This window comes from Paenibacillus sp. J53TS2 (assembly GCF_018403305.1).
In the GTDB taxonomy this organism is placed as follows: domain Bacteria; phylum Bacillota; class Bacilli; order Paenibacillales; family Paenibacillaceae; genus Fontibacillus; species Fontibacillus rhizolycopersici.
The window spans coordinates 417,534-430,073 of sequence record NZ_BOSK01000001.1 but is presented as its reverse complement, the minus strand read 5'-3'; the positions used below and the strand labels follow the sequence as shown (position 1 = coordinate 430,073).

The 12,540-nt window shown below is 51.6% G+C and carries 9 protein-coding genes; 8 read left to right on the top strand and 1 reads right to left on the bottom strand.

The window, feature by feature from the left end:
• Positions 1-6: 6 nt before the first annotated feature.
• Positions 7-2,133 (bottom strand): Ig-like domain-containing protein, encoded by a 2,127-nt coding sequence (locus tag KJS42_RS02045; protein ID WP_244868351.1) that lies wholly within the window; start codon positions 2,131-2,133, stop codon positions 7-9.
• A 382-nt stretch (positions 2,134-2,515) separates the two neighbouring features.
• Between KJS42_RS02045 and KJS42_RS02040 the strand changes: the two genes are divergently transcribed.
• From KJS42_RS02040 to KJS42_RS02005, 8 genes are all read left to right on the top strand, one after another.
• Positions 2,516-2,995 (top strand): DinB family protein, encoded by a 480-nt coding sequence (locus KJS42_RS02040; protein ID WP_213621813.1) that lies wholly within the window; start codon positions 2,516-2,518, stop codon positions 2,993-2,995.
• 137 nt (positions 2,996-3,132) lie between these two features.
• Positions 3,133-3,432: a VOC family protein gene (locus KJS42_RS02035; protein ID WP_244868350.1), complete on the top strand. Its 300-nt coding sequence runs from the start codon at positions 3,133-3,135 to the stop codon at positions 3,430-3,432.
• Between the two features lie 237 nt (positions 3,433-3,669).
• Complete coding sequence (locus KJS42_RS02030) at positions 3,670-5,196, top strand: extracellular solute-binding protein (RefSeq protein WP_213621812.1); 1,527 nt, start codon at positions 3,670-3,672, stop codon at positions 5,194-5,196.
• A 33-nt stretch (positions 5,197-5,229) separates the two neighbouring features.
• Positions 5,230-7,020: a cache domain-containing sensor histidine kinase gene (locus KJS42_RS02025; RefSeq protein WP_213621811.1), complete on the top strand. Its 1,791-nt coding sequence runs from the start codon at positions 5,230-5,232 to the stop codon at positions 7,018-7,020.
• Complete coding sequence (locus KJS42_RS02020) at positions 6,995-8,590, top strand: response regulator transcription factor (RefSeq protein ID WP_213621810.1); 1,596 nt, start codon at positions 6,995-6,997, stop codon at positions 8,588-8,590. Before KJS42_RS02025 ends, KJS42_RS02020 begins: the two co-directional genes overlap by 26 nt.
• A gap of 386 nt (positions 8,591-8,976) precedes the next feature.
• Positions 8,977-9,945 (top strand): ABC transporter permease, encoded by a 969-nt coding sequence (locus KJS42_RS02015; RefSeq protein WP_213621809.1) that lies wholly within the window; start codon positions 8,977-8,979, stop codon positions 9,943-9,945.
• A gap of 18 nt (positions 9,946-9,963) precedes the next feature.
• Positions 9,964-10,881 carry a carbohydrate ABC transporter permease gene (locus KJS42_RS02010; RefSeq protein ID WP_213621808.1) on the top strand — a complete coding sequence of 306 codons (918 nt, stop codon included), beginning with the start codon at positions 9,964-9,966 and terminating at the stop codon, positions 10,879-10,881.
• Positions 10,882-10,985: 104 nt separating this feature from the next.
• Positions 10,986-12,518: an extracellular solute-binding protein gene (locus tag KJS42_RS02005; protein WP_244868349.1), complete on the top strand. Its 1,533-nt coding sequence runs from the start codon at positions 10,986-10,988 to the stop codon at positions 12,516-12,518.
• Positions 12,519-12,540 lie beyond the last annotated feature (22 nt).

Here is a 12,540-nt window from a genome sequence, read left to right as displayed (position 1 = left end):
CAGGGATTAACGCTGCGGCCAGATGGCGGTGATGTTCCGGTTCAGGTCATAGGCCGACGCCCAATAGTATCCGGGAGCCACGATCCGCTGGGGCAAGAAGCCAACTTCGCCGGAAGGGGAGGTTAATGCCTCGGACGAACCGCTGGCGTACCCATTCGCATCGGTGGACATTTCGATGTAACGCCCTCCGCTCTGGGTAAATCGCCCATACACAGCGGCGGGCACGCCTTGGCCGGTTTCAAGATCGATGATTTCCAAGCGGACTTCGGCGCGTGTCCCGTTGAAGGTAATCTCCATATTTCCGACGATCATCGGTTTCAGGTACGTGGAGGAGGTCGCTGTCGTTGCGGATGCCTCCAGAGAGGTCGCCGGCCCGATATTGCCGCTGATGTCCATGGCTGCGACCTTATAGTAATAGGTCGTATTCGAGAGTAATCCCGTGTCCATATACGTCAAATTTCTGGAGATCCCGGCCAAATGAGCGTCATCCGGCGAAAAATCGGGTTCCGTACCGCGATAGATCAGATAATGTTCGATGTCGGAATTGTCCGTGGCTCGCCCGTAGCTTAGCTGCACCGACTGAAAACCGGCTGCCGAGGCCAGCGGCGGATCCGGCAAGGCGGAAGGCGGCTCCGTATCAGCGGGATCGACACGCCAGAGATGGCCGTCCGGTCCCCAGGTGGAGGGCAGCCAGCGGATCGAGTCGTAATGATGCATGGCGATGCCGGCGAAGGCCGGATCGGATTGGAACGCCGCATACACTTTATCCAGCTCAGCTTCCATATACGTGCGCCCTTCTTCACGGAACGTGATCGTTTCCGGATCGCCGCTGCTTGCGATATCCAGCGTTTCAACGCCGATCACGACGGAATTCGGCTTTCCGATCATATTGGCGTAGCTCAGTTCGCCTTGCGCTTGGGCGATAATGCCGACGCCCCCATCCGCCACGTCGCGATAATCCATGATTGAGATGTAATCGCTGAGATCTTGAACATGCTCAGAGAGCCATTTGGTTTCCCCGTTCCACGTAATCTCTTTGGCGCCTTCGCTGCTGTCGAACCAGCGCGGAATGGCCGGTCCGAAGGGCAAGTCAATGCCGGCGGCGTTCCGGCGATCGATCATTTTCTGCAGCACATCGAGGTATTGCAGTTGAACCGTAGGCTTCTCCGCGTTAAACTCCGGCAGGATATACGGTTCGATATCCACGTTCACGCCATCGAATCGTTCGGCTGGAGTCGCCGCGATATTATAGTTGATGACCTTCTCGATTTCCCGGACGGCATACTCATGATAAGGGGCTAGCGCTCCCATATAGGGCGGCGTTGTCCCACCGGCAATGCAGGCCTGAACCTGGTAGCCGTTGTCATGCGCCCAGCTCACAAAATCGCGTACCTTGTCGGGATACTCTTCGAGAATATCGACTCCGCCGTAAGGGAACACGCCGATGTAGAAGGTTGTGATTGGATCCGAATCAAAGGTGGTCGTGTCCTCGGCAAAAGCTTTTAGAGCGGATTTGGATCCGGGGTTCAGGAACAGATTGTAGGCAGCTTTTTCCCATATCCACATGGCACGATCCTGCCTCTCAACCGTCACGGGTTCGTGGGTTCCTCCTCCCGTGGAAGCATATACGGTCATACTGCGGCCGATATTCCCAAATTCATCGATCGCTCTGGCTTCCAGACTGGAGGTCTTATCGCCAAGGTCTTTGGTATTCCAGGTATATTTGTAAAGCTTTCCGGACTTAACGGCCTTCTGCCAGGCCCCACCGTTGATTCGAACTTCCACTGACTGAATGCGACTTCTGGAGTTTACGAAAATGTGAATCGAGGTGGTTTTCCCTCTAAGCTGCGCCCCATCCAGCGGATTCGTAATGGAAACGGCGGGTTTCGTCACCTGGGGGTTATCCACACGGATCGTAATCGGTTGACTCGATACACCGTATCGGGTCGTGCTTTGCGTTCCTTTGGCAAGCAGGGTGATCTCACCGTCATATCGGCTGGTGTCCAGCTCGGCACTCCAAACGCCCGAGGCTTCGCCGTTTTCGCCGTCCGTCCGGGTCGGCAGTTGCTCCGTGCCATTGACGATCAGGACGACGTTGTACGCCTCCGTGTACTGGCCTGATACGGTAAGCATTCCTACCTCCACTTCATCACCGTGGGCAGGGGTGTCAATCGTTACGAGGGAAGCGGCTGAGACCATTGGGAGGGGGCCAAGCGGGAGAAGCGGAAGAAGAGAAGCGATGCATAGGGCGGCGAGCAGTTTGAAGAACCTATCTTTTCGCTTAGCAAGGAACACAAACATCTGAATCTCCTCACTTCCTTTTTAAAATAGAGAAACATTTTCCACCATTGTAAGCGCTTTAGGATTAAGTGAATACTTCCGTATATCGTCCGAAAAAAACGGCATGTCTATTCCGAATCCATTTGTTCCATCGGAAGGGAAAATTGCCTATTGCGTCTAATTATTTGGATGTGGAACACGGTTGTGACTCAGAGATTTTAAAGGAGGATCAGGGATGTTGAAATTATTCGAGTATAACTGGCAAGTCCGCCGCGATTGGTTTGACTGGTGCGAGACGGTAAGCGAGGAAGAATTGATGAAGAAACGCACCGGAGGACTCGGACGCATCCTTCCTACGTTGTATCATATTGTGGCCGTCGAATATGGGTGGATCGTTGGTGGCATCCAAGAGAGAACGGTCAATCTCCCTCCTTTCGAGGAAGTGGCCAGCTTAGCTGAGGTCAAGGCTTTTTCCGACCGTTGTCACGGGGAGTTTGCACCATTTATTTATGATTGGAAGGATAGTTTGGAAGATCGCGTGATGATCGATATCACGGATGAGGGAGAGCGGGAAGCCCATACTTACGGTGAAGTCTTGCGGCACGTGATCGCCCACGAGATCCACCATATCGGCCAATTATCCGTATGGTCACGAGAAATCGGTAAGAAGCCGGTAACGGCCAATTTGATAGGCAGGGGGTTATTCCCCGGATGAGTAAACCCTATAAATTTTCACGAATTGGTTATGTGTATGTACCGACATCCCGTATCGACGCGTCCATTCAGTGGTATACGGACAATCTAGAGTTTACATAGATAAACAAATTCGAAGACCGCGGATCTAATCTAGCCGTGTTGCATCACCCGCATCAACATTCGATTGCGTTATTGCTGATTGAGACGGAAAGTCCCAATCGACTAGAAATCCTGCGCAACGGAAATCCGTTTCCGATCATGGCGATCAACTGTCCTAATATCGAATACACGCATGAGATGTTACGGAATAAAGGGGTTGAAGTAGAAGACTTGATGACCTTGGGAAACGGGGAAGCGAAGTATTTCTACTTCCGTGATCCGGAGGGGAACCTCCTTGAAGGAGCCTGGTCCAAATGGGACCCGGTCGATGAATATAAGGATGAGTTTGGAAGATGACGGGATCAGATCAGTCCGGCCTTGGATTCATTTTCAACGGCCGGGTTGGGACTGATCTTGTTTTATTCAAACCCGAGTTTACCCTATTAGTTTTAGTTTTTTTTCTAGATGACCGCTATCAACGTTCGACAAATTCTCTAGGCGTCGCTATGTATAATTTGGTTTATAGGAGAGGGATAAACGGGTCTGATCGGATATGCAAGCTAGATTGAGGGGAGTAGGAGGGACATGGACACAATGAGAATACGATCTATTCTGCTCCGGAGGAACGAGCGGTTGCTGCTATTATTGACATTGATTATGGGAATTGCCACGGAGCTCACGGGATGCAGCCTACCCGGACAAGCCGAGGATCTGCCTACTGGAGGAGATCAGCGTTCTCGTCCTCAGGTCAGCATCGTCATCTCCGATCTGGGCATGACTTTTCCCGAGGGCATGGATGAGAACGACAACCGTTATTTGAATTATATTGAAGAGCAGACCGGCCTGGACATTCAGGTCAACACGCCCCCCACCGAGGTCTATGACGAAAAACTGGACGTCATTATGTCCTCGGGGAACCTCCCCGACATGCTGCACGCCTATGAGCCCGTATGGTTTGACAATTATGTCAAACAGGGAGCACTGTTACCCTTGGATGATCTGATCGACCGGTACGGCCCTCACCTGAAAGAGAAAATTCCTCCCGAAGTATGGGATAGAGTCAAATACGGCGGCAAAATTTATGCCGTGCCTAGCTTAAACGAAGTGACCGGCATCGAGTTGATGTATGCGCGAAAAGATTGGCTGGACCGGCTGGGTCTAGACCCTCCGGAAACGCTGGACGATTATTACAAAGTCATTCAAGCCTTCACCCGGGATGATCCGGACGGCAATGGCTTGCAGGACACCGTGGGTTTGACGTTCACGGCCGAGCTTGGACGCTCCTCTCCGTTCTTCGGCGCCTACGGTACGCAACTGGACACCTGGTTTGAACGTGACGGTCATTTGGTTTACGGAAATATTCTGCCAGAAACGAAAGAAGCGCTTGGCTTTCTAGCCCAGTTGTACCAAGAAGGGCTGCTGGAACGAGAGTTCCCGTTAAACCTTCAGACAAACTTGTTCGAGAAGGTCGAGAACGGGAAAGTGGGGTTATTCTCAGCAACCTGGTACGATACGCGTGGACCGATCGCTGCCAATATGAAACGGGACCCGGACGCTCGTTGGATTCCATTGGAATATCCTACAGGACCCAAAGGGGACAAAGGCGTAAACGGCATTGATCTCATTCGCGGCTATAACGTGATCCCGGCGAATTCCCCGCATGCAGTTGAAGTGATTCAATTGCTGGATTTTATCGCGAGTGACTATAAGACATTGAAGCTCGGTTTTGAAAATGAAATTTGGCGGCGGGAAGGAGATCGGATCGTTACGGATTTCGCCTTGCATGACGAGAGCTTGTACCGGGGGATTTATCAGTCCTTGGTGGACGTTCCCGACGAAACGTTATTTAAGCAGCGCCTCGACTCGCTTGGCGATTTTAACCTATATAACAATATCCAAACCGTTCACCGCAATATTATGTCTAACGCATTTTACGGGATTCCGACGCCGGCGATGGGGAAATACAGCAAGAACCTGACTCGATTGGAGGACGTATTTGTCAAAATTATTTTAGGGATCGAACCCCTGGATGCGTTCGATCAATATGTCGAGAGATGGAAAGCGGATGGAGGGAGTGAAATAACGAAAGAAGTCAATCGCTGGTACGAAAGCAGGAAGTAATCGCGGAGCCGCACCGCTTGGAGGAGGAGTACGGTGATTCGATGGATCAAGAACCGTTTTTCGCACCATATTCAATTCCGGCTGACCGGATATTTTATACTCATCTTGCTTCCGTTGGTCCTGATTAGTCTGTTTGCGGTGGAGAGATCGCGGGATATCCTTTATAACCAGGCGGTGCATCGGACCGAAACGGCCCTTTCCTCGGCGATGAACCACTTGGACCTGGTCTTCCAGAACGTTGAGGAGATTTCGACGCTGATCGCCGGGGACCCCGCCATGAATGCACTGCTGAACGAGAACGGCAGCGATTTCTCGCCGCAATCAATCATGGCTTTCTCTTATATTTTGGAACAACTGTCGAACTCCGTTTCGGTTAACCGATATATCTCACAAATTTCCGTCTATCATCCCGCCTCAGGGATGCTGATTTCCACCCATTACGGAGGCAAACAACTGGCAGGGGACGCCCAGAAGGAATGGTTCGTGGAGACCGCCCGCCATAACGGGACAGGCATCTCTTATGTGAAGTCGGACTATGCGGTTACGGACGGGGTGACTTTTGGGCAATTGACGAACACCGACAGCATCTCGCTTCTGCGGGCGATGGATTTGTACAACAGCGATCGGCAAGCGAATCTGCTCGTCGTGTCGTTCAGTAAGAATAAATTATTGAATATTATCAAAACCTTGCTGCCTTCGGAAAACAGCCGAATCGCATTATCAAATGAACAGGGGGAAGTGCTGCTTGAGGTTGGCAAACCATCGACCCCCCATCTTCCGGATCAGGATATGACCGTCACGATGGATTCCTCCTATTCGACCTGGCGACTGACCATGGTCCAGCCCAAAAGCGAGCTGTATCAAGAGACCGATCAATTGCGCCTGTTTACCTTTGCGATTATCGGGCTGAGCCTGATTCTTGCCTTCACCGTATCCTGGGTCGTGTATAGCGGAATCGCTTCTCCCGTACTGAAATTGGCCAAGGGGATGAGACGACTCGGCAACGGGGAACTGGGGATCCATGTCACTACGAATCGGAAGGACGAGTTTGGATTTTTGATCCAATCCTTTAATCGCATGGCCATGGTGCAGAAACACCTGATCGAGGATCATTATGAGCAGCAGTTGCGCCTGAAAACGACGGAGCTCCGCTTTCTGCAATCCCAGATCAACCCGCATTTTTTGTATAACACGCTGGATTCGATCTACTGGATGGCCAAAAATTACGATGCAGAGGAAATCAGCGAGATGGTGATGAACCTCTCCAGCTTCTTCCGGCTCAGCCTAAACAAGGGTCGGCAGGTGTTCACAATCGAAGAGAGCATCGTCCACTTGAATTATTATTTGCGTATCCAGCAACTTCGTTTCATGGACAATTTCCGTGTGGATTATCGGATATCGGAGCGGAGCAAGCGGATTCCGTTGTTAAAGCTGCTGCTTCAGCCGATCGTGGAGAATGCGATTATCCATGGCATGGAGGGGAAAGAATCGGACGGTTGTCTGGTCATCTCCAGTTGGGTTGAACAGGAGCGGACGTTGTTTATCCGCGTGGAGGACAACGGCCCGGGAATGGAGGAAGAGCGGCTCCATTATATCCAGCAGGAGCTGGACCATATGGATCCCCGCAAGGTTTCCGCCTATTTGCAGGAAGAAGAGCAGGCGAAGGATTTGTTTGGCCTGCGCAATGTGCTGAGCAGAATGAAATTGTATTACGGACCGGAAGCGAGGTTGACGGTTCAGAGCGTATGGGGAGAAGGAACAGCTGTTTTGTTATCCATTCCATGGGAGGGGGAAAGGGATGAATCTGATGATTGTGGAAGATGAGCCCCGGCTGCGCCAGGCGCTTGCCTATAATATCTTGTGGGAGTCACACGGAATCGATATGATCGGCACGGCGGCAAACGGACTGGATGCGTTGAAGCTCATGGAACGGAAGAAGCCGGATCTGATGCTGATCGACGTACAAATGCCGGGGATGGATGGACTGACTCTGCTGCGCGAGCTTAAAGAGCGTGGATTGCTCAAGAAGTTGATGAAAATCATTATTTTGAGCGGACACGACAATTTCGAATTTGCCCAAACTGCGCTGAAGCATGGGGTTTCACGATATTTGCTGAAGCCCGCGGGCGAGGAAGAAATTTTGGAAGCCGTGCTGGAAGCCCGGCGACAGCTGCAGCACGAGTTAGAACAATGGCGGCACCAGGCGGCGTTAGAGAAGCAGTGGTTGTCCAACCTGCCACATTTGCAAAATCTGTTCTTCCTTCAGTGGGCCGGCGGCAAGGTTGGACACGGGGAGATCCTGAGCAAATGCATGGATTTGCAAATCCCGCTGCGGCAAGAGGATCGTATCGCGGTTGCCGTGATGGAACTGGACCCATCTCCAGAGCAGGGGGAGAAGGCGGAGATTCAGAAGTTTACGTTGCAAATTCTGGCCAAAGAACTGTTACCCCCTCCGACCTGGTGGATCGCGACCGACTCGGACATGAATCTGATGATGGTGTTCGTGGTTGGGCCAGAGACCGAGGTGAGCGAGGCGATGCTACGGATGAATGCGGACCTGTCCCAGCTACTCTCCCGGATTAAAGAAGTGCTGCATCGAACTGCCAGCGCTGGCATTAGCGCAGGGGCGGGCCCACTAGAGCACCTGGTTTCGTTATACCGGCAGGCTAGCCATGCCCTGCAGGAGCGGGTCGTGTACGGGCATGATCTTATCATCCCGTATCGGGAAACAGCTAGGGAGTACGCTCGGCCCTTCGCGATCCAACCCAATCTGGAGAAGGAGTTAGAGATTGCGATGGAGACCGCGGACGAGGCCAAAGCCATGGAAGCCCTGCAAGGGATATGGGATGAACAGGTTACCAAGATGGAGACTTCGGACGAGTTTCATGAGTCGGTGTTCTTTGTGCATGGCCTGTTTACCCGTATGATTCAAAAGCGGGGCTGGACGATCAAACAGGTGCTTGGTGATGATGCGAGGTATATCCAGAACATGAGCTTACTGAGCACTCAAACGCAGACCTGGGCGCATATGACGAGAATCGTTAACCGGATTGTGGTCTACGTGAAGGAGCAACGCAAAGCGAACAGCCATCAGGTGGTGAAGGAGATTTTGCGGTTGTTGAATGAGGAAATGGATCAGGAATTAACCCTGCACACGGTGGCAGACCGCATGTATATCAATTCCTCTTACTTAAGCCGGTTGTTCAAGCAGGAGATGGGGGTCGCCTTCTCAGATTACGTGCTCGAACGCAAAATGGAGCGGGCTAAATCACTGCTGCAGGAAGGACATAAGGTGTACGACGCTGCTCGTTCGGTGGGTTACCGGGATGTGAGTTACTTTACCAAGGTTTTCCGCAAGTATTGGGGGGTAAATCCTGGGGAGTGTAAGGGTTAGCGAACTTTAACGCTTGTGAGCAACGCTATTTGGGTCTTTATGGCGTGGTTGTCAATCTAACGCTGATTAGAAAGCTTATTTGTCGGTTTTCTGCGGAAAAGGAGCTGTTTTCCCACGTATAAGCTCTCTGGCAAGCGTTAATGAGATTTGAGCTCGGAGCCTACAGTGCACATTCATGTTTAACCTTCATCGTACTCCCCATGTCGCTTGATCGGATCATAACTCCACATCAATAGAAGCCGCAAGGCTTCTTTTTTTACCCCTTCATTAGGTTGATAAACCATCATATTACCACAAATAGTAATTGCTCTCGCCTACTCAGCCCACCCGTTCCAAATTTACAATGTTATCACAAGTGGACGAATACAGGGGAAGGGGGCAAGCGGATGCAATTGAATATCGGGCCCGGGCCCGAATCGGCCAGGACGATCAAGCCCAAACGCGGCTATTGGAGCCGGCTGGGGCGCGACATTTGGAAGGAATGGGATCTCTATTTGCTGCTCGTGCCGGGGATATTGTTTGTTTTGCTGTTCAAGTATACGCCGATGTACGGAATAAGTATTGCCTTCAAGGATTTCAACATTTTCAGCGGGTTTGCGGACAGCCCTTGGGTCGGCTGGAAGCATTTCGAGAAGCTGTTTACGTCGCCGGACTTTGCCCAAGTGTTCAAAAATACGGTCATTATTAGTTTTCTAAAAATTGTGATTCTGTTTCCCTTACCTATCGTCATTGCTCTCATGTTGAATGAGATGCGAAACATGATTTTTAAGCGAACGGTGCAAACGGTGATTTATCTCCCGCATTTTCTGTCCTGGGTTATCGTTGGCGGATTATTTATGGATCTGTTGTCGACGAACGGAGGGATGGTCAACAAAGCGCTGGCCTCGATGGGGATGGAGCCGATTGCTTTCTTTCTCGATAACAGCGTATTTCGAAGCGTGCTGATCACTTCGGCGGGTTGGAAGGAGACCGGCTGGAGCACCATTGTCTACCTGGCTGCGTTCACCACGATTGATCCGATGCTCTATGAAGCGGCGAAGATGGATGGAGCCGGCCGATGGAAGCAGCTCTGGCATATTACGTTGCCGGGAATCGCGCCGATTATCGTCCTGATGTTTATTTTGCGACTCGGCAGCGTACTGGAAGCCGGAACCGAACAAATTCTGGTTATGTACAATCCTGTGGTCTATCAGGTTTCCGATGTCATCGGCACGTATGTGTACCGCAGAGGGCTTGGCAGTCAGGATTACAGTTTCTCAACGGCGGTAGGGCTCTTTGAGGCGGTCATCTCCTTTACGCTGGTGATTGCCGGGAACGCAGCCAGCCGCAAATATTTGCAGCGCGGGATTTGGTAAGGAAGGGGGAAGGAAGGCATGGAACCGAAACAGGCTTTGGAAAGATTACCAGCGCCAAGGGGGACGATGAAAACCTCGTTTTCCGAGAAATGCTTTACGGTTCTCAATTACATCTTCTTTATCTTGTTGGGGCTGACGACGCTGCTGCCCTTCGTTAATTTGCTCGCCAAGTCCTTAAGCAGCGAGAGCGCCGTGATCTCAGGAAGGGTGGGGTTGCTTCCGGTTGGCCTACAACTCGAGACTTATCAATATGTGCTCCAAGACTCCATGTTCCTGAATTCGCTCAAAGTCTCCATCGCCCTCACCGTGATTGGGACAGTTTGCAGTCTGTTCTTGACGACGCTGACGGCTTATCCGTTGTCAAAGGTTCGGCTGCGCGGCAGGAAGGGGCTCTTGTTGATCTTCGTATTTACCATGTTGTTCAGCGGCGGGTTGATTCCCACGTACTTGCTGATGCAGAACCTGAATCTGGTCAATTCCTTTCCGGTCCTATTCCTCCCTGCAATGGTGAACGTGTACAACATGCTGATTATCAAAAATTACTTCGAAGGCCTTCCGGAGGAGTTGGAGGAGTCGGCCAAACTGGACGGTGCGGGGAATATCCGGATCCTGGCGTCGGTGATGCTCCCTTTATCGTTGCCGGTACTTGCCACCATTGGATTATTTTTTGCCGTGGCGTTCTGGAACGATTATTTCTCCGCCATGATCTACATCAGCGACCCGGCCATCAAGCCGATGCAGCTTTACTTGAAGGAGCTTCTCGTGTCCTCCAGCGGCGATTTCCTCAAGGATAACGTCGATGCCGCGATTAACACAACACCTCAGTCGATTCAAGCCTCCTCGATTCTTCTAGCAACTATTCCGATCCTGCTCGTGTATCCTTTCCTGCAAAAATACTTCGTCAAAGGCGTGCTGGTCGGTTCGATTAAAGGTTGAGTCGGTCGGCTCAGGTCGGCTCTATGAGAACAGCTCCTGAAGGAGGTGATGCGCTCGACTTGCAGTGCTACCCCCATAAAAAAAGCTTATTAAGGAGGTTATTCATGATTTTCAAGATGAAAACATCGGCGGTACTCACCGCCATTCTAAGCTTCGCGTTGGTGTTATCCGGATGCGGCGGAGGAGGCGGAACGTCGGAACCTAATGCGGTTGAGCCTTCGGGCAATACAACCAATGCAACCTCGGAAGGAACAAATGGCGGGGACAATTCGGGTAAACCGGACCTGCGGATGATCATGCAATACGGGCTGTTTGATCCGAAAACCGAATATGTGGCGAAATACATTGAGGAAAGAACCGGATTCCATGTGGATTATGAATTGCTTCCTGCGGAGAATGCGGATGAGAAACTGAACTTAATGGTGTCCAGTAAAGAGAATTATGATATCGCCAAGTTGAATGCGGCCCAGTTCTATAATCTAGCTTCAGCGGGAGCGCTCGAACCGATGGATGAGCTACTGGAGGCCCATGGCAACTATATCAAACAGTCGATCAAGCCGGAGTCTTTCGCCAGCGCAACGATCGACGGGAAGATCTACGGCATTCCCGAGACCGGGGCAGGCGTGAGCATCGGCGAGGAGCTTGTGGTCCGGCAGGATTGGCTAGATGAGTTAGGCCTGTCCATCCCAACGAATCGAGACGAGTTGTACACCGTGCTGAAAACGATCAAAGAGAAGAAGAATGTCATCCCGCTGACGATGAGCAAGGATTCTATCTACGGAGACATCGCTACGACCTTTGGCGTGTACACGGATTGGAAGGAAGTGGACGGCAAGCTGGTGCATCGGGCGGAGCAACCGGAGATGAAAGAGTACATTGCCTACATGAGCAAATTGTATAAGGAAGGCCTGCTGGATACGGAAACCCCGCTGAACACCGCCCAGGAATCGATCGAGAAGTTCTCCGGCGGCAATGCGGCCATGTATAAGCTGGCCTGGTGGAACGCGGGATCAACGATCGCTGCGCTCCAGAAAAACTTCCCCGAAGCCAAAACGTCCATTATCCCTTATCTGAAGGGACCGGATGGGAAAGCGGTTGTTGGCGCAAAGGCGAACACGACCTGGTATATCGGCATTCTGAAATCCTCCAAGAATAAAGAAGCGGCGATGGATTTTCTGAACGCAAAGCTGGAGCCGGAGACCTTCAAAGGCATCGCCCTCGGCCAGGAAGGCGTTCATTATGAAGTGAAGGACGACAAATATTATCCGATTCTCCCGATCTTTAACGATCAGTTAAACAATGCCAGCAGCTTCATGACCGGCGTTGACGAAGAGAAGTACCCGATCTACTGGCAGGCACGCGTACGGAAGGATCCGGTGCTTCAAGCTCATTTCGAAGCATTCCAGAAAAACGCGGAAGGCTTGATCGTTGTGGATCCGATGTCGACGGCACCGCCAATCGAAGCCGTATCCAAAAATCTCCTCAAGCTGACGACGTTGCTGGATGATAACGTGCTGCAATTCATTTCGGGGGCGAAGCCAATCGAGCAATACGATCAATTCCTGGCGCAATGGAGAGCGGAAGGCGGAGCCGACATGGTTGCTGCGGCGAACGAGTGGTTCCAGTCAACTAAGTGAAGACTCTCTTTGAATGGAAAGG

Bases quoted from the DNA above. Each gene is read 5' to 3' on its own strand.
- KJS42_RS02045 (WP_244868351.1), bottom strand. From the start codon at position 2,133: ATGCTTACCGTATCAGGCCAGTACACGGAGGCGTACAACGTCGTCCTG.
- KJS42_RS02040 (WP_213621813.1), top strand. From the start codon at position 2,516: ATGTTGAAATTATTCGAGTATAACTGGCAAGTCCGCCGCGATTGGTTT.
- KJS42_RS02030 (WP_213621812.1), top strand. From the start codon at position 3,670: ATGAGAATACGATCTATTCTGCTCCGGAGGAACGAGCGGTTGCTGCTA.
- KJS42_RS02020 (WP_213621810.1), top strand. From the start codon at position 6,995: ATGAATCTGATGATTGTGGAAGATGAGCCCCGGCTGCGCCAGGCGCTT.
- KJS42_RS02015 (WP_213621809.1), top strand. From the start codon at position 8,977: ATGCAATTGAATATCGGGCCCGGGCCCGAATCGGCCAGGACGATCAAG.
- KJS42_RS02010 (WP_213621808.1), top strand. From the start codon at position 9,964: ATGGAACCGAAACAGGCTTTGGAAAGATTACCAGCGCCAAGGGGGACG.
- KJS42_RS02005 (WP_244868349.1), top strand. From the start codon at position 10,986: ATGATTTTCAAGATGAAAACATCGGCGGTACTCACCGCCATTCTAAGC.